Origin of the sequence: Candidatus Erwinia haradaeae, assembly GCF_900699015.1 — a bacterium.
Classification (GTDB): Bacteria; Pseudomonadota; Gammaproteobacteria; order Enterobacterales; family Enterobacteriaceae; genus Erwinia_E; species Erwinia_E haradaeae_E.
Genome location: NZ_LR217737.1, coordinates 146327 through 166212 on the forward strand (window position 1 = coordinate 146327; position 19886 = coordinate 166212).

Consider the following 19886-nt stretch of genomic DNA (forward strand, 5'->3'; position numbering starts at 1 on the left):
GCTAATTAGACAAGTTGATCATTGTAAAGAATAATTATTAATTTTTTATTAGCTATTGTATAAATAAAATATTGTTAATTATATTTTATAATGCCAGAGCGACAAGATAAATTATCTGAATTCTATAATAAATAAACCTCTGATCAAAGTAAGAGATGTATTCATGATTTTACAGGGTTGATGACCAAATGATCTGTAATAGAAGGTAGATAGTTGATTTAAATAATTAGTTAATGTTTTCAATTACTATGTAGCATTGCAGAGTGTAGTAATTTAGATTAGTTGTTTACACTTGATCTCAATAGAATATTTATATAGAATGAAATATTCTAGTTGCTAGAAAAGAGATGATTATGGATTTAATTGATTATGTACATGTTTGATAGTTTATATATAAGTATTATGAGTATATGATCTTTATCATTAGGTAGCTTATTGATCCAATGAATATTAGATAAGTGTATAAAAAATGGTTGATGAATAATTGATATTAATTAGTTTTACTTTAATAAAGTAATAGTCCTTCTTGTAGAAAGGACTTTCTATTATTTTTTAGATTTGAATTGTTTTAATTTATATAATATAATTATAATTGTCAATGTATTGATTGTTAATCAATATGAGGATTTAGTTTTAGATTATATTTTTATACATTTGTTTATTTTTGGTAGAAAAGTAGGATAATTGAATATTTAGTATTCAATACTAATCTTTCTGTATGTTTAAAGTATAAATTAGACATAGTATATTAAGTTAAAAAACAGAATGATAGTTGATAAAAAATTTTATATTAATAATTATTAAACATAATAATATGGATTATTATGTTTAATAATTATAAAGTAATGTGTAATAGGTACAGTTTATTAAATTAATAGATGAAATTATATTAATAGATTCGGTTATTATTATTCCTTTTGTTTCAATAATATTTAATCAAGTTATATAAATTAATAGAGGTTAAAGTTTTAATTTTTTATCTTGATTAGGCTTTAATGCTACGGTGATACGCTATTAAATCTTGAATAGTCATTACTGGCATATTTTTTTGATGAGCAAATAAAATTACTTCCATAGATCGTGCCATAGAGCCGTCATCATTCGTGAGTTCGCATAATACACCTGCTGGTTTACAACCTGCTAGTCTCATTAAGTCCATGGTTGCTTCAGTATGTCCGCATCGAGTTAAGACACCACCGGATTGGGCTCGTAGAGGAAAAACATGTCCAGGTCGATTTAGGTCACTCGGTTTTGCGTTATCGGCAATAGCTGCTCGAATAGTAGTTAAACGATCGGAAGCAGATACTCCAGTAGTTACACCATCTGCTGCTTCAATGCTAATTGTAAAACCAGTTCTGTAAGCACTAGTATTATTCTCTACCATCATAGGAAGATCAAGTTGTTTTAGTCGTTTCTCATTTAGGCATAAACAGACGATGCCACTTCCATATCGAATAATCATTGCCATTTGTTCTACAGTCATTTTTTCTGCAGCGAAGATCATATCCCCTTCATTTTCACGAAGTTCATCATCTAATACCATTACACCTTGACCTGAGTGTACTGCCTGAATGGCTTGGTGTACACGCTGTGCAGGTGTACCAAATTTAGAAAGTAGTAATTGAATCATGATAAAACCTTTATGGACATTTAGACGACTTAAGTTAGGGTTATTATGGATGATTATAAGGTAAAAGTAATACGATATATTGAGATATTTGGTATGATTATATCAATCTAAGCTGATTTTTAATGATCATATATGTTAAAAATAATTTTATTTTAGAAAGGAGATCAGATATTCTTGATTATTAATAAGATTTTATTTTTTATAAAGAACATTTAAGTATTATAAAATAATCATAGCTCTGAAAAAGAAATAGAGCAATGAAAAAATAATTTAGAGTCTTTTTATTTTTATATATATTATCAATAAAGTCTAATTTTTAGATAGAGTAGAAAGGTGATTAAATTATCTTCATACAACCTAAATATTATAATATGATTTTTGATTAATATATCGGAATATAGTTCGTAATTATATAATCTGATCTGTAAGTTTTAGGTTTATTATGAATAACACTTATTTATGATAAAGAAATATAAAAAATAAAATTTGGTTATAGCCTTAGCTGCTATAACAGAGGATACATACTTAATACGATTAGGCAAATATACATAAAATTTTAGTGTAATTCTGATCATCAAATAATTATGATAATTACTAAGAGAAGAAGTATGTGTATTGAGAAACATTAAGTGAATATATTGGATGTGTCTTAATGTTCTATAGTGAAACATAATAGTTGATAGTTAGATTTATAAATAAATTCTGCTTTGAAGAAGAACAATTTTAGATTTTTAAGAACCTACTATTGTAGGTTATTGGAAAATAAAACGTAATTAGTGGTATAGATTTACATGAACATAACATGCATTATCTGTTCTCAATATCATGTGTATAGATAAATATATCTATTTTTTATAGAGAATAATTAATGCTTGATTATCACATTTAGATAATAATGTAGTGGAATCTGGAAAAGTAAAAATATTTATATATGATATATCATAATGATTTATATGTTAAAATACTAATTTTTATAAAGTATAAATTATAAATTAATTTAATGTATAGAATAAAAATATAGGTTTAGGTTCTCGTCATTTATTTATTTTTTTACAATTCTAAAAGTTTCTTTACATGTTGGTTTTTGATGTTTATAGTAATGTTGATTTGGAGGAGTGGCCGAGTGGCTGAAGGCACCGGTCTTGAAAACCGGAAATGGGTGACCGTTCCAGAGTTCGAATCTCTGCTCCTCCATCATTCAATGATAATAATTTTTTTAGAAGATCAAGATCTTATTTTATATAAAGTAAAAAGATCTGATTTAGTTAATTATTATTAAGATTTAGCTTAATCCATGTAATAGGTAGAGATTTTGTATTATTTTATATAATTCATGCATATAGAAGTATGTTTATATTTGATTGGATTCTATGTAATTCACATTTCTATAGATGCTAGATTATTTAAAAATCAATTATACTGTAAAATAAATGCTATCTATATTAAAATTATTTTTTTTGATTTTTATTTAATTCAGAATTATCTATTTTTATAATTAAAATTGGTATTCATTTTTCGTGTATTTCTAATATTAGTAAAGCAATTTTATAGTAGAATATTATAAATAAGATCGAATCTTCGATATGAGGATTATATTAAGATAAATTATAGATATTGATATAGTTCCTACTCGTTAGGATAGAAGTTTTCTTTTTCTTTTATATTCAGCGAATATAATTAGTTCAACTTGATTGAATTTATCAATTAGTATTGTTTCTTTGTATCTCATGAATAAGTGTTTTTATCTATTAAAAGGTCAAATTTTTTAATAGTTTTATTATCATTGGATATGATTACTTTTGCATAATGCAAAAGTATTACTGATTCATATTGGTATAAAAAGTTATGTCAATTTTAAAGATATTGCATTTTCCTGACGATCGGCTGCGCTATTTGGCGAAAACCGTACAAAGCGTAAATGATGATACTAATCGTATTATTGATGATATGTTTGATACTATGTATGCCAATATGGGTATTGGACTTGCTGGGACGCAGGTTAATATTCATCAATGTATTATTGTAATCGATATATCTGAAAACCGAAGTTCACCACTGGTATTGATTAATCCAAAGATTTTAGAAAAGAGCTCTCAGATAATGACAGAAGAAGGTTGTCTATCTATTCCAGATCAAAGAGCTCGGATATTGCGTTTTGATAAGGTTAAAATTAGGGCGTTAGATCGTAATGGTCAAAGTTATGAGTTAGAGGCAAATAATTTATTGTCCATCTGTATTCAACATGAATTAGATCATCTTATAGGGAGATTGTTTATTGATTATTTATCTCCTATAAAACGTTATCGTATTCGTCAGAAATTGGAAAAAATATATCGTCAAAATTTACGTGTTTAGTCTTTTATTTCAACAAACGGCTGTTTCTATTATGCTCAGTATAATGTTTGCTGGTACCCCTGATTTTGCTTTACGTCATTTTTATGCACTTTTGTCTGCTGGAAAACGAGTTGTCTGTGTTTTAACTAAACCGGATCGGCCAGTAGGTCGAGGACACAAGATGACTGCTAATTCAGTTAAAAAGTTAGCAGATAAAAATAAAATTCCTATTTTACAACCAGAATCTCTACATAGTAAAGAGATTAAGGAATTAATTTCTACATTTAATATCGATATTATGGTTGTTGTAGCGTATGGTCTGATGTTACCTCAAAATATTTTAGATATACCCATTCTTGGGTGCATTAATGTACATGGTTCGTTGTTACCACGCTGGCGCGGAGCTGCTCCTATTCAACGTGCGTTATGTGCTGGTGATAGAGAGACCGGAGTTACAATTATTCGGATGAATTCTAGATTAGATGCTGGGGATATTTTATATCAAGCAACATGTCCAATTGAGTCTTTTGATACTAGTGCAACATTGTATAATAAATTAGCTAATCTAGGTGTGACCAGTTTACTAAAGACACTTGATATGTTAGGAAGTAAAACTGATAAGTCTTGGAGACAAAATGAACAAGAAGTTAGTTATGCACATAAATTAACTGTAGAAGAGGCTCGTATTAATTGGTCATTATCTGCTATACAGTTAGAACGTTTTATTCGTGCTTTTAATCCTTGGCCTGGTAGTTACTTTTTTATTAACAATACATTAATAAAAGTATGGAAGGCTTCTGTTTTCCCACCTGTCAGTGGTTACTTAATAGGTCAGATTATAAGAGCGGATAAACATGGTATTCAAGTTGTAACTTCTGATGGTATACTTAATTTAGAAGAATTGCAAATAGCTGGTAAAAAGATCGTAACAACTCAGGACTTGCTTAACTCTCGTTATAATTTTTTTATTCCTGGAAGCATCATGAATTAATACTAAAATATATCTATTGAATAGTCTTATATTTTATGTGGACATTCTATCCTTTATTCAATTTAATTATTCTTCTATGTCTAATTTTATGTTTTTAAAAGAGTACAAATCTTATATAAAATATAAGAGATAGCGTGAACTACAGAATATATTATTTTAAAATCGTATGTTGATACTAATTATATTGTTTTAGACAGATCTAATTTCATTATTTATAAATATCTTTTTATAGCTAAAGATGGAAGATCGTGGTTTATTAATTAATATTAATTTTGATAGTATAGAGTGTGTTGAATATAATATACTTCTATTATTTGTATTAAGTTAGAAAAAATCTAGTTTTAACGTAAGTTTAACACTTTGTTTTAGATAAGAGGAGTATTAAATAATTAAATTAAGTTTGTTTATCAAAATAATAGACTATATAGAGTATATACAAAGATCGTCAATTTGTATTTAGATGTGATATATATTTTCTAGTTCTTTGTAATATATTTGATAATAGTTGTTTATTGATATGTTATAAAAACATGGCATTTGATTTTATTATTAAATCTAGGATTTTTCCGGTATTTTTAGTCATTTCATCTTTGTTATCATAGAATACCAAGACCTTGGATTAAGAATATAAAGTTTAATAGTCATATATTTAAAGATTGGTTCTTGATGTGTAGCATTATAGCTTAACTGAATCAGTTATAAATTTTTGATGTCTTAATGGATTAAAATTATATTAACTAAAGATTCTTATTTTCTTATCATTCAAATGCATGGAATTTTTGAAAATTGTTAATTTTATAATTAATCGATATTTTATATATAATCTTTTTATAATGAGATGATGATTTGTTCTGAATAATGGCGCATGTGATGTTATTCTATTTTAGAAAATTTGGTTGATATTTTGATTTAGATGATTTAAGTTATCTGAAAATATCGATTCAAATAGGTTGCAATTACTACATGTCAGTTAATTTTTATTTAAATAAATGATTGATAATATGATGATTAATCAATCATGAACAATATAAAGTCGATTAGTCTGATTGGCAGTAAATTTGATTAATAAGGTAGCTATTTTAGTTGCTTATTCTAAACTATATGAACTTGACAAAGAAGATCATTGCTAATAACAATAAAGATTTCAGATAATAAATAAATTGACTCTCTCTTAATTTTAGATAGTAACTAAATGATATAGTTTAATGAGTATAAATTAAGGTAATAATAAACTATTTCTATTGACATCGTTATATATATATTATAGCGCGCAGAGCGTCTATCTTTCGATGAGTGTAAAAGGAATGTAGTAGTTTTATCCAGTAACGCTAAGAAAAAGAGAGTTAGGTAGTCATATAGATATATAAAGTATTTTTAATGAAATTTCGTTTAAAATACAAGTATAGATAACCATATTCATAGATATTATGCTAAGATACTGAGTTATTAGAGTATATTTATATTAATAGTAATATTTTTAAAATCGGTATATATTACGTGTAGATCAATAGAGTTCAAAGAGTTTAGTTATGATCAGAATAGTGATTACAGTAAACAATAAAATATATTAAAATAATGATGTATGTATTTTATAGTTTTCTTCTTTGTAGATACTGCAATATTATTAATTATTTTGATTAATTTAGTATTTTGTCAGAAAGAACCTTATTCAATTACTACATTTATTATAGTTTATAACTACTTTTAAATAGTATGTTTCTCATATTTACATATTTTCATGCTAGATCTCATTGATTTATTTAATTCTTAGTATTAGTGATATACTAGTATTCTCATCAATATCGTAATTACGGTTACTTTAATTATTCAAAAGGAGGATCTTGTTTCTTTTAATACATACTTAAGTTGATTTCTCATAGAAAAAAAACTTAAGTATGTATTTAATAATTTCAATTTATTGTATAACAGCAATCCTTGCCAATATATTAATATCCATAGATTAAAAAGTATTAGAATATTAGTATGGAATTAATGTTGCTAGTTCATCTAGGATGATAGTGAAAAGTAAATGGTAAGTATAATTAGAGTCTATGAAATAAGAGTTCTACTTATTTCTTCTTAGTTTATAATTTTTAGGTTGAAACAACTAGTCTAGTTTCTTAAATCTTTATATCGTTATCATCATTATATTATGATGATGAAATATTGGTTTTACATGTATTTGTATAACTGGAAGTTTATCAGATATAGGATGTAAGCATATTATAATTGGTGAATAAGAAGAACAAAATATTTTTTTATTTTTTTTTAAAAAATGATTATTTTATCATAGATCATTCTGTTATGTTATGCATTATTTTTTACAAAAGTTTTGATAGGAAACTAATTTAACATAGACTAATATATTATAGTTGATTTTAAGGATATTAATTGAATTTAATAAGAATATATAGTTTATTCATCGTTTCGTGTTGTCTTTTTGAACGGTGGTTTTACCTTATATGACGGTTTAAATAGATTAAAAGTATAATCCTAAAATATTTAGATATATATATGTAGTAAAAGATATCCATTTTTGGATTACTTGACTTTTCTTAAATTCAAAGAAGTGATATATAAATTTTTTTAAAACAAGTTTTCTTTGATTATGCAAAATTAGTGGGTTGCGTTTCTTATGGAGACTATCTCTACTGTTTATCATTAAAATGATGATAAGTTAAAGATATGTTGATTTTTTATATTATACTGTAGTATCTACATATTATTGATAGGACTCTATTCAGATTATATCAGATAAAATTAGACTTTCGTGATTCATAATGTTTTAGCCATTATTGCATAGAGAATGATAATTTATTTTTTTGATACATAGATCATTAAAATTTATATCAGTCACATAAAGTATAATAATTTTATACAACAGTCTATTGTAGATTTGAGAATCTAAGTATTCAATTTGTAAACAATTGAATTTATCTGTGATAATATAGATGTCACATCAAAATGATGATTTGTATAACTTTCAAGTATTTCAAATTAGATTCAATCTGAAAGGTATTTTATTATAAAATATGTCATAATTATTTATGTGAAGATGAGAATGATTTTTCACTGGATATTGTATCTATTATTAGAACACAATTAGTAAAATTAAGACAACGGGGACAGGGCCCCGTTGAATATTTATTAGGATCGAATACTGACCCGCTTGTATATTGGATATTAGAATTGATAGATTAAACCAACGCCTACAGTATCATCAGTAGTGATAGATGCTTGGCTAGTAAACTCATTTTTATCTAATAGATTGATTTTATAATCTACGTAGGTCAATAGTTTAGAATTAAAATTATAATAGGTAGCTAAATCAATATATTTATATAAATCTTGCTTTCCATGTGTTTGAATGTGTTTTCCGATAGATTGAAGATAGGCTAAGGATGGGCGAAGTCCACAGTCGGACTGGTATTGTGCAACTGCTTCAAATTTTTGCTCTTTTGCAACCATACCTTCATGTGTTGTAGAACCACTTATAGTTTTAATATAAGTGTTATTTCTAGTTTCACCATACATTGCTGCTATATAAACATTATTTGCGTCATATTTCATTGCAGTAGTCCAAGTTTCAGCAGTTTTTTTACCTTTAGAAAAAAATGCGTCCTCCTGATGTTTGGTTCGATCTGCATGGGTATAAGCTGCAGATACTGCAACTCCAACTGGATTTTTATAGGTTATAGAACTGCCTATACCGCTTCCGTTTTCTGTACGAATGTTGTGAGGGGTAGTGTTGCTACTATGTTTTCTTTGATATTGAAGAGCAAAATCAAAACCATCAAGTAAACCAAAAAGATTGCTGTTTCGATAGGTGACAAGATCATTAGAACGACCGACCATTCCGTTATCAGAATAAGCAGCATTGCCACCAGATGCTGGTAGAATATTGGTCCATGAGATTGGATCATAACCTATTCCATAGTTACGACCATAGTCAATTGTTCCATAATCAGAAAATTTGATACCAGCAAAACCAAGACGCGTTTGAGAACCTGATGTATCGCCTATTTCAGGAAGGTTAGTTTGAATATTATATTCCCATTGTCCATAACTAGTTAATAAATCAGTTATTTGACTTTCTGCTTTCAATCCAAAACGAAGATAAGATTTATCATCTTCATTATTTTGGTTTTTAGAGAATCGATTATGTAGATTAATCGTACCATATAGATTGATTTTATTACCATCTTTGTTATAGATTTCTTCAGCGTTAGCGGCCCCCGCTGCAATCAGCGCTGGTATCACTACTGCAAGAATTTTGTGCTTGATCATTTTATGAACCTCATTGGAGTGATTGTCTGGACACCCGAGAGCTAACCCTGCCGATAATAATTCTTTATACAATTTTCAGAAAGTTTAGCGCTTTCTTTTTTCCATCCATAGAGATCTTATCATTGGTATCTAGATTAATCTAGTCTGAAAATAACACTAATCTTTTATTTTATTAATATAACCAGATAAGAATAAATCTATTATGTATCATAATTATGTTTCAGTTTTTAAAGTAAATTGAAAATTTTAAAAAATTATTAAGTATTGAAAGGAGTTATATATATAAGCAGATCTTTATATCTTGTCTGATGATTCATTAGAAGGCTATATTACGTGGTGTTCGCGGAAAGGCAATGACATCTCTAACATTATTAATACCAGAAACATAAGAAATTAATCGTTCAAAACCTAATCCAAATCCAGAGTGTGGCACTGTTCCATAACGTCGTAGGTCGCGATACCACCAATAATCTTCTTTATTCATATTCATTTCTAGTAATCGTTTATCTAAAATTTCAAGACGTTCTTCCCGTTGCGAACCACCAATAATTTCTCCGATACCGGGGGCAAGAATATCCATCGCTGCTACGGTAAGCTCGTCTTGATTGAGTCGCATATAAAAAGCTTTAATATCTTTTGGATAGTTTTTGATGACTACTAGAGATTGACAATATTTTTCAGTGAGATAGCGCTCATGCTCTGATGACAGATCCAAACCCCATTGAATAGAGTGGCTAAAGTTTTTTTCCGAGGCGAGTAAAATCTTTATAGCTTCAGAATAATCAATGTGTATAAAATCATTGATAAGTAAATTATTTAACTGGAGTATTAGGTTTTTTTTTGCATGTTTAGACAGGAAATATAAGTCTTCAGATCGTTCAGAAAGTATATTAGTACAAACGTCTTTCATCATGGATTCAGCAATCTTGGCTGTCTCCTCTAGATTAAAAAAAGCAATTTCAGGTTCTAACATCCAGAATTCTGCTAGATGACGGCTAGTGTTTGATTTTTCTGCTCTAAAAGTGGGGCCGAAAGTATAAATTTTTGAGATAGCACTTGCATAGGCCTCAGCATTTAATTGTCCAGATACAGTTAAAAACGCTTCTTGACCAAAAAAGTCTGTGTTGAAATTAACTTTTCCAGTTTTTGTTCGGGGTAGGTTTTCCATATCTAATGTCGATACGCGAAACATATCTCCAGCTCCTTCACTGTTTGAAGAAGTAATCAATGGTGTAGATACCCAGAAAAATCCCTGTTCATTGAAGAATTTATGTAGAGTATAAGCTGCGGTATGTCGTATACGTGCTATTGCACCAATTAAGTTGGTACGTGGTCGAAGGTGTGCCATTTCACGTAAATATTCAAAACTATGAGGTTTTGCTGCCATTGGGTAGCTATCTGGATTTTCTACCGATCCTATTACCTTGATATTTGTTGCTTTAATTTCAATAAACTGGCCTTTACCTTGTGATTCTATAACCTTTCCTGTTACCTCTAATGAACAACCAGTGGTAAGATACGGTATTTCAGATTGGTTTTTATCTACAACAACTTGGATTGGATTAAAACAGGATCCATCATAAACAGAAATAAAGGAAACACCGGTTTTTGATTTTCTTCGAGTACGAACCCAGCCTCGTATAGTTACTTCCTTTTCTATAGAAAGCTGTCCTTCTATAAGATTAGCTATAGACATCACATTCATATGAACCTCTAAATATTTCTTCTAATATAAGATGAATTAGTCTATATTTTATGTTATCTTTGTGCGACTAGTTAATAGGAAAAATTTGTTTTATTCTATTGTTTAGATATTTAGTTGAGAAATATAAGATGCTATCTAATAGCATTAGATGACTTTATTCAAGGTTACCTTAGTAAATATAATATTTATAGATAAAAATATTATATTAATGTTCATAAAATATAATTATGTCGCTGAATCAGCTTAACATAAAGAAAAGACCATAGGTTAGAAAGATTGGATGTAAAAGTTGGATTTTATTTTGTAACAACATCTTTATTATTTTCAATGAGAGTAAAAATTATGTTTTTGATAATTAGTTTAGATAGTCATTAAGAGTTTCAATTATAGAGATTAAGTCATTTATCGAGATATTAGGGTAATTGAAGCAGCGGTTATAAAGTTTATTTCACTTGTATTATGATATTTCCATCAAAGTTAATTATCTATTTTTATTTTTTCTTACTTCAATCTATTGATATCAGATAATATCAAATTTTATAATTTTAGTTTAATTTTTTATTATTCAATAAAATTTTTCATGATATTAATAATACTATTATAGGTATGTTTTAAAACAACAAGTAAGATTTATTTAAAATAAATAATTTTCTTTTTATATGTAATTTGTATTTATAATTGAGTTGATTCTATATAAAAGATGTAGTTAGCACATTATCAAAGAATAATTATATTAGATTTTTTTATAATGGATACTAACTAATCTACAATGGTAGTTGTCATTGAATGCTTAATATTGAGTTTATTCTATTTCTGATGTTTGCACGTGTTTTGAAGTATACGTTGTCTGACGGCTTCATAGAGACAAATTCCGGTTGCTACTGATAAATTTAGGGAGGAAACTTTACCTATCATAGGAATACTAACTAATTCGTTACAGTGTTCAAGTGTTAGACGGCGCATTCCCTTCTCCTCGCCACCTACAACTAGAGATAATCGTCCAGTCATTTTAGTTTGATATAAAGTTTTATTAGCTTTTTCAGTTGCACCGATAATCCAAATATTTTCTTCCTTTAATACTCGAATTATCCGTACTAAATTGGTAACACGAATTAAAGGTATGTATTCCGTTGCACCGCTTGCAGATTTTTTTGCTATAGCATTTAATGGTGCAGTTCGGTCTTTGGCGGTAATGACAGCATGGATACCAGAAGCATTGGCACTGCGTATACAGGCGCCAAGATTATGTGGATCAGTAACACCATCTAAGATCAGAAAAAACGGATTATCTAGATTCTTTATTAAATCTAAGAGGTCATTTTCTTTATACAGAGATTCTGTTCGTGTATATGCAATTATTCCTTGATGAACCCCTCCTCCTGATTGTGCATCTAATTGATATTTATGAACTTTTATAATGATAATATTATGATATTGGAGTTTTTTAATTAAAGTTTTAACACGATGATCCTCACGTGTTAGGCTAATCAATACTTTCTCAATATGTTTTGGTTTGATTTCAATCAGGGCATTAATGGCGTGAATACCAAAAACAATTGGACTCATATTTATACCTTTATCAAAGACATGAAAGATAATTAAAATATTAAGATCTTATCTTAATAGAAGTAATCTTGATTAGAAAGATATATATTGTTATAGTTTATTGAGTGTTTTTGATGTTATTGCTCTTTAATATAGGTTATAAGAAATTCAGTTAATTGTTTTGAAGGAACAAGTACAATGATAGATGGATCTTTAGTGATTGTTTAAAGGATTTTATTGTCCATCATTTTTCTAGCTGGTTTGCATTTATTAATAATCTATAATATTAGATACTAGTCTATATTATTAATCCAATGCTTTTGTTATTTTTTTAACATGTATCTCTTTTATAAATAAGGGTCGACGACATCGTTTTTTAGTTTTTATTATTTTTCTACTTTTAGGTTTAGTAGATTTAGAATCTATTAAAGATGGTGTTTTTTGGTTATAGATAAGAGTAAGGTTAATCTTTCGTTCTTCTAGATGTACAGAATCAATACGTACTTCTACTTGATCTCCTAGACGATAAATTATGTTACTATACGCTCCGATTAAGCGTTGTCCAACTGAATCAAAACGGTATCGATCATTATTCAGTGTCGAGATGTGCACTAATCCATCAATAAAGAGGTTGCTAAGACGGACAAAGAATCCAAAATTGGTTACCGTGGAGATTACCCCACTAAATGCCTCTCCTACTCGATCTTTAATAAAATCACATTTAAGCCAATCTATTACATCACGTGTAGCTTCATCAGCTCTTCTTTCTGTCATAGAGCAATGCTGACCAAATTGTAGCATTTGCGGTATGGTGTAATGAAATCCGCCAGTTGGCGTACATTGATTCTTTAAGTTACCCATGTTTTTTGCTAATAGATATTTAATAGCACGATGTAGTAGCAGATCAGGATAGCGTCGGATTGGTGATGTAAAATGAGCGTAAGATGCTAGTGCTAAACCAAAATGCCCCCGATTTTCTGAGTCGTATACTGCTTGCTTCATGGATCGTAAAAGCAAGCTCTGAATCATTTCATGATCTGGGCGTCCGCTGATTTTTTTAAGTAGATCTGCATAGTCTAATGGTTCTGGTTTTTCACCACCAAGTAAAGTTAATCCTAATTCATTTAAGATGGATCGAAAACTTTTAATGCTATCGTCTATTGGGCGATCATGATCTCGAAATAATGCCGGTTCATTATATTTTTCTACGAATAGCGCGGATGCAATGTTTGCAAGAATCATGCACTCTTCAATGAGCTTGTGTGCATCATTACGCACAATCTTTTCAACACGTTCAATTCTATGATTAATATTAAAAATAAATTTTGCTTCCTCCATTTCAAATGAAATGCCTCCACGCTGTTCCCTCGATTGATCTAATTTTAGATATAGATTGTGCAGTGTTTCTAAATTGTTTATGATTGGTTTATATTTTTTTCTTAATTGTTGGTCACCCTGCAAAATTTTCCAGACTGTATTATAGGTTAATTGGGCAAAAGAATTCATAATTGCTTCGTAATGCTTATAACTGATTAATTTTCCATGTGAGGAAATTATCATTTCGCATACTATACAAAGACGGTCAACTTCTGGATTTAGTGAGCATAAATTATTAGAAAGTATTTCTGGTAACATGGGTACTACTTGTGATGGGAAATAGACTGAGGTTCCACGATTAATTGCCTCCCTGTCTAGAAGAGTACCAGGTCGTACATAATAACTAACATCAGCAATAGCAACCCATAAACGCCATCCTCCTTCTTTTTGAGGTTCACAGAATACTGCATCATCAAAATCAGAAGAATCTTCTCCATCGATGGTAACTAATGGTAGTTTTCGAAGATCAACACGTCCATGTTTGTCTTCTATCGGTATTATTGTATTTATTTTTTCTATTACTTTTTTGATTTCACTAGACCACTGATGTGGAAGATAATGCGCTCGAAGTGCAATGTTAATAGCCATGTTAGTATCCATTTTGCGGCCAAGTATCTCAACTATTTTCCCAATAGCTGGATTGCGACGAGTAGGGCGTTCTATTAGCTGTACTACTACCACTGAGCCGATATCTGTTCCTATTTTTCTTTTTTCTTGAATTAGAATATGGAAGTTTAATCGATTATCGCTAGGTATCACAAAATTTCCTGTAGTATTATTTAAGCAACGTCCTACAATATGGCTATTTCGAGGTTCAATAATACGCACTACACATGCTTCGCAACGTCCTTTTCGATCTACACCCATTGCTTGTGCAAGAATAACGTCCCCATGTAGACACATTTTCATTTGTTCGCTAGATAGATATAAATCATCTTTTCTTCCTAAAACACGCAAGAAACCAAAACCATCTCGATGTCCAATTACTTTTCCTGTGATTAAAAGATGGCTTCGTTTTGGTATAGCATAACCGCTCCTAGGAGTAAACATTAGCTGACCATCACGTTCCATTGCTCTTAATCGTCTTCGTAGTGCTTCAGTTTTCTCTTCTCCGCTAATTCCTAAGTCTTGTGCTAATTCCTCACGTCGGGTTGGTTTTGTTCGTTGTTTGATGTTAGTGAGAATGCATTCACGGCTAGGAATAGGATTTTCATATTTTTGCGCTTCTCGTTTCTGAAAAGGGTCGTGTGGCATTTAGGGTTTCTCCGATATTTTTTGATAAGTTATGGTCATGTATTGTTTTAGTATAATACGGAAAAGTAGACGCTTATTTTGCACTATAAAATTAAAGAACATGGCGTTTCCTATTTTAGAAATATTTTTATTATTTTAGTATCATTTGATTACAAGAAAAAGCCTAGGGTGATATGACTAGATAATAAGTATTGATGCATGAACCTTAGTATACTCATTTCTTGTTTATAAATTATCTTAGGCCAAAGGAGATTTGTGGTATTTGAGGATTGATGATTTAATTATCGGTAATTTTGTTATTGTTTTAATGTGTGCAAGAGATTTATTTATATTTAAATTCATGTATTTAATTGATTTAAGTTGAGGAGTTTTATACATAATATTTATTTATCAATTAACAATAAACCAAGACAGAATAAAACAATATTTGGCATTAGTATTAAAGTGAAACTGGATATCAGTGATTTTGAAATGCATTCATGAATTTAGATATCAAGAGGATGTCGCACAATTATTGTTTGGCTACGATCTGGTCCGGTAGAAATTATATCTATTAGTACTCCAGTGATTTCTTCTACACGCTTAATATAATTTAATGCTTCACGTGGAAGCGATTTTAAATATTTTGCCCCAAATGTTACATTTTGCCATCCAGGCATGGTTTCATAAACTGGTTCGATCCCTTCCCAATCTTCAGTAGTTAATGGTGTGGTTTCTACTATTCGTCCATCTGGCATATGATATGCTACGCATATTTTGACTTCCGGCAAGTTATCTAAGACGTCTATCTTTGTCATACAACAGCTTGATAGTGAATTAATCTGAACTGCTTTGCGAATTGCAACCGCATCCAGCCATCCAGTACGACGGCGTCGCCCAGTTGTTGCGCCAAACTCATTACCTCGTTTACACAAAAAGTCACCAGTTTCATCAAATAATTCAGTTGGAAATGGGCCTGCACCTACACGAGTAGAATAGGATTTAATAACTCCTAGAGCACAATCAAGATAACATGGGTTTATGCCTGATCCAGATGCCACGCCACCTAAAGTGGTGCTAGAAGAAGTAACATACGGATAGGTACCATAATCAATATCTAGTAGCGCGCCTTGGGCTCCCTCAAAAATGATTATATCGCCGCGTTGTTGTGCACATTTTAGTATATCGGCGACGTCAATAACCATATTAGTGATAAAATCAGCAGTAGTAATAAGGTTTTGGAGAACTTGGTGATAATCTACTGCTTTAACTTTATAGTAGTGGACTAACTGAAAGTTATGGTATTCCATTATATCTTTTAGCTTGGATGATAAAGTTGCTTTGTGAAACAAGTCGCTTACACGTAGCCCTCGTCTGGCAACTTTATCTTCATAGGCTGGTCCAATGCCACGTTGAGTTGTGCCTATTGCTTTAAGACCCCGAACTGTTTCACGTGCTATATCTAAAGCTATGTGATAATCAAGGATAAGTGGGCATGCGTCAGAGATAAATAGAGTGTTTTTAACTGAGATACCACGTTGTTCTAGATTTTTGATTTCTTTTAACAGCGCAAAAGGAGATAATACTACTCCATGTCCAATTATGCTAATTACATTTTTACGCAAGATTCCTGAAGGAATTAAGTGAAGAACAGTTTCTTCACCATCAATGACTAATGTGTGTCCTGCATTATGACCACCTTGATAGCGTACTACGTATTTCGCACGTTCAGTAAGAATGTCAATAATTTTACCTTTTCCTTCATCACCCCATTGAGCACCGAGTACTACGATATTTTTTTTCATTTTATTCAATCACCGATTTTTTAAAAATATTTCATGATCATTATTTGACTTGCATTAGTTTTCGGACACACATAATACTTGATTTAAATTGTGTATTTTTATTAATTATTTTTAATTTCTTTTATATATATTGTTAGTCAATGATATGTGTTTTAAACATAATATTGTTTATCCAATTAATTGGATTATTGAATTAGTTCACAGTATTATAGATATAATATAGAGATATATTTAATTATAAAAATAATGTGTCTATGGTTGAATATAATGTTTATGTTTAGAGTTCATGGATGCTATATTTTTATAAAGTCACAAGAATATTTAAGTTATAGTATTATTTGATAATAATCATGCAAAAAGATATGGTTACTAGTCATTACTAAAATGATTATTAGCAGACTAAGTAGATTTGTTATATAGATAGTTAAAATGTTATATGATCTCATATAATAAGAAGACTTATATTAACTCATAGTTACAGACATAGTGATGTCATTATTGGTTACGAGTTGATATTGCTAATTAAAGTTTTAGTTCTGATTATGGGAACTATAGTGTAATTATTATTTAGTTTTTTATTGTTTTTATATTATCTTTTTAAGATCATATAGATTTATATGATATCATAATAGTTATTTATATGAATAATTCATTAAAGTACCGTGATGATCGCTTTACAAAGAGGTTCGATATTACGTGAATTTATGCCAGTTATATTTATTCGGCCTGAACTAACGATATAGATACCAAATGTATCACGGAGATGAATGATCTGTTTTTCTGTAAGCCCAGTAAGAGAAAACATGCCATTTTGCAAGGAAATAAAGTCAAAATTATTTTTTGTTTTTTTTTCTTTGAGTAATTTTACAAATAGACAACGTATCTGTTTAGTACGCTCTCTCATTTTAGTAAGTTCTTCTTCCCATTGTTTTCGTAAATTAATATCACTTAGGATAGTGGTTACAATCGCAGCTCCATGAGCCGGAGGACTTGAATAGTTAGTGCGGATCATTGATTTGATTTGGCTAAAAGTAGTATTTACAATTGAGTGATTTTTAGCGACTAAGGTAAGTGCTCCAACGCGTTCGTTATACAGGCCAAAATTCTTGGAGTATGAGCTGCATACTATGAATTCTTGATGATTAGATGCAAATAAACGAACACTGCTCATATCTTCCTCTAATCCATAGGAAAACCCTTGATAAGCGCAGTCAAATAATGGAAGCCAGCCATGACAACGGGACATTTCAGCAAGTTCTTTCCATTGTAATTGAGAAGGATCTATCCCAGTTGGGTTATGACAACATCCATGAAATAGAACAATATCGCCAGATTGAGCGCAACATAGACTTTTTTTCATGTTATGGAAGTCTAAAATATGGTGTTTAGCATCATAGTATTTGTATTCATTTACTATTAATCCGGCTGCAGAGAATATCTTTTTATGATTAGGCCAGCTAGGATTACTAATCCAGATGCGTTTTGTTTTTGTGTACATAGCAAGAAAATCGGCTGTGATACGTAGCGCACTAGTGCCGCCCGGTGTTTGAGCAGTACGTGCTCGTCGATGATTGATAATAGGGCTGGAAAAACCAAAAAGCAGAGTTTGCGTATAATGTCCAAAATCAGTAATACCGTCGATATTTAGATAGTTTTTATTTTCTTCTTTTTCTAAAAGGTGTTGTTCAGCTTTTTTTATACTAGATAATATCGGTGTGTTTCCAGTTTCATCTTGATATATCCCGATTCCTAAATTGATTTTATCTATACGATTATCTTTTTGAAACTCACTCTCTAAGTCAAGAATAGGGTCAATAGGTGCTTTTCTGATTAGTTCAAACATACTTGAAATCCATGATGATGATATACATAGTCAGGTAGTGTTAATTATTAAAATCTTTTACTCAAAATACAGGAAAAAATTAGTAAATTGTTTACTTGAAATATCAGTGAGGTTGGTTTTTATAAAAAACTAGAATCTTTTGAAGGGTTAGTGTTTTTTTATAAGATTTTAATCTTAAATATGATGATATGGATTTCATATATACCCTTACTATTATAAGATATTTAGCATATGAATTTATCATAATTAGTATGGTTAGGCATAGTGAATATTGTATGTGTATTTTGTAAAAATGTATTAATGATAATAAACATATTATAATATAGTATCATTATTACAAGCATCTCTATAAAAATTGTGTTAATAGATATTCTATATGTTGTATAAAATATTTAGTTTAATATAGAATGATTTAATGTAGTTATTATCAACTCATGGTTAAAATTTCTCTTTGAATTCCTTCGACTCTTAAATAAATCTTACTATATCTTTATGAGTCTTCATTTCTATTTTAAAATAGTTGTAAGTTATGGTTTATGATTGTTTTTATTTTTTTAAAGATTTATAAGGTTGTTCTGATTGTATATTGGAGTAAGTTTAAGGTTTAAATACACTTAATTATCTATGATTTTATATCAAGGTTATTGCATCATCTTTTCTAAAGAAAGAGAGAATGATTTATAAAAAAGAATTGTTTAATTTTTTTGAAAAATAGATACATATAATCTTTTCTTCATCTTTGCTATGAAATTTAGATAGATCGTGTTTATGTAGGTTATAAGAGTTATATTTTTATAGTATAAATCGTGATATTTTCTGAGTTAGGATATAATAATAGTTTTTATTCATTTTGATTTTTGAGTGTTAGATTAATTAATCTTTTTGTTAAATTTGTAATCATTATTGATTCCCAATAGTATTTATTATATATGGTTATCTAATTTTATATGGTGTAGTGATCATTGATATATGCTTTTTTAAAAGAATAATTTTGATATTATAAGGGTAATATTTATAGAGTATTTATGTTTTTTGTGTTTCAATATTTTGAGTGATTTAATCAGATAAGAGATTAACAGCATAAGATTGTCATAAAATCTAATCAAACTAGATACTGACTGATTTATTATTATCTA

8 protein-coding genes, 1 tRNA gene and 1 pseudogene are annotated in these 19886 nt (G+C 29.3%); 3 read left to right on the top strand and 7 right to left on the bottom strand.

What is annotated here, in order from left to right:
• Nucleotides 1–985: 985 nt before the first annotated feature.
• Entirely contained in the window at nt 986–1630 is a 645-nt protein-coding gene (ribB, locus tag ERCIPICE3303_RS00460) for a 3,4-dihydroxy-2-butanone-4-phosphate synthase (protein ID WP_157990802.1), read from the bottom strand.
• Between the two features lie 1109 nt (nt 1631–2739).
• Between ribB and ERCIPICE3303_RS00465 the strand changes: the two genes are divergently transcribed.
• From ERCIPICE3303_RS00465 to fmt, 3 genes are all read left to right on the top strand, one after another.
• Nucleotides 2740–2824: transfer RNA gene (locus tag ERCIPICE3303_RS00465), tRNA-Ser, on the top strand.
• Between the two features lie 651 nt (nt 2825–3475).
• Nucleotides 3476–3985 carry a peptide deformylase gene (gene def, locus ERCIPICE3303_RS00470; RefSeq protein ID WP_157990803.1) on the top strand — a complete coding sequence of 170 codons (510 nt, stop codon included), beginning with the start codon at nt 3476–3478 and terminating at the stop codon, nt 3983–3985.
• A 31-nt stretch (nt 3986–4016) separates the two neighbouring features.
• On the top strand, nt 4017–4955 hold the full coding sequence (fmt, locus tag ERCIPICE3303_RS00475) for a methionyl-tRNA formyltransferase (protein WP_157991274.1): 939 nt from the start codon (nt 4017–4019) through the stop codon (nt 4953–4955).
• 3183 nt (nt 4956–8138) lie between these two features.
• On the opposite strand, the gene ERCIPICE3303_RS00480 is transcribed toward fmt, so the two are convergent.
• The 6 genes and pseudogenes from ERCIPICE3303_RS00480 to ERCIPICE3303_RS00505 all read right to left on the bottom strand — a co-directional run bounded on the left by ERCIPICE3303_RS00480 (nt 8139) and on the right by ERCIPICE3303_RS00505 (nt 18750).
• A complete protein-coding gene (locus ERCIPICE3303_RS00480; protein ID WP_157990804.1) occupies nt 8139–9242 on the bottom strand; it encodes a porin in 1104 nt (367 codons plus the stop codon).
• 316 nt (nt 9243–9558) lie between these two features.
• Nucleotides 9559–10947, bottom strand: coding sequence for an asparagine--tRNA ligase (gene asnS, locus ERCIPICE3303_RS00485; RefSeq protein ID WP_157990805.1), 1389 nt, complete (start codon nt 10945–10947; stop codon nt 9559–9561).
• A gap of 807 nt (nt 10948–11754) precedes the next feature.
• Nucleotides 11755–12513, bottom strand: a complete 759-nt coding sequence (gene rlmB / locus ERCIPICE3303_RS00490) for a 23S rRNA (guanosine(2251)-2'-O)-methyltransferase RlmB (protein WP_157990806.1) — start codon at nt 12511–12513, stop codon at nt 11755–11757.
• Nucleotides 12514–12855: 342 nt separating this feature from the next.
• A pseudogene (rnr, locus tag ERCIPICE3303_RS00495) lies at nt 12856–15123 on the bottom strand (ribonuclease R); the annotation flags it as partial.
• Nucleotides 15124–15608: 485 nt separating this feature from the next.
• Entirely contained in the window at nt 15609–16907 is a 1299-nt protein-coding gene (locus ERCIPICE3303_RS00500; protein WP_157990808.1) for an adenylosuccinate synthase, read from the bottom strand.
• A gap of 652 nt (nt 16908–17559) precedes the next feature.
• On the bottom strand, nt 17560–18750 hold the full coding sequence (locus tag ERCIPICE3303_RS00505; RefSeq protein ID WP_157990809.1) for an amino acid aminotransferase: 1191 nt from the start codon (nt 18748–18750) through the stop codon (nt 17560–17562).
• Nucleotides 18751–19886: the final 1136 nt, after the last annotated feature.

Bases quoted from the DNA above. Each gene is read 5' to 3' on its own strand.
- ribB (WP_157990802.1), bottom strand. From the start codon at position 1,630: ATGATTCAATTACTACTTTCTAAATTTGGTACACCTGCACAGCGTGTA.
- def (WP_157990803.1), top strand. From the start codon at position 3,476: ATGTCAATTTTAAAGATATTGCATTTTCCTGACGATCGGCTGCGCTAT.
- fmt (WP_157991274.1), top strand. From the start codon at position 4,017: ATGCTCAGTATAATGTTTGCTGGTACCCCTGATTTTGCTTTACGTCAT.
- ERCIPICE3303_RS00480 (WP_157990804.1), bottom strand. From the start codon at position 9,242: ATGATCAAGCACAAAATTCTTGCAGTAGTGATACCAGCGCTGATTGCA.
- asnS (WP_157990805.1), bottom strand. From the start codon at position 10,947: ATGAATGTGATGTCTATAGCTAATCTTATAGAAGGACAGCTTTCTATA.
- rlmB (WP_157990806.1), bottom strand. From the start codon at position 12,513: ATGAGTCCAATTGTTTTTGGTATTCACGCCATTAATGCCCTGATTGAA.
- ERCIPICE3303_RS00500 (WP_157990808.1), bottom strand. From the start codon at position 16,907: ATGAAAAAAAATATCGTAGTACTCGGTGCTCAATGGGGTGATGAAGGA.
- ERCIPICE3303_RS00505 (WP_157990809.1), bottom strand. From the start codon at position 18,750: ATGTTTGAACTAATCAGAAAAGCACCTATTGACCCTATTCTTGACTTA.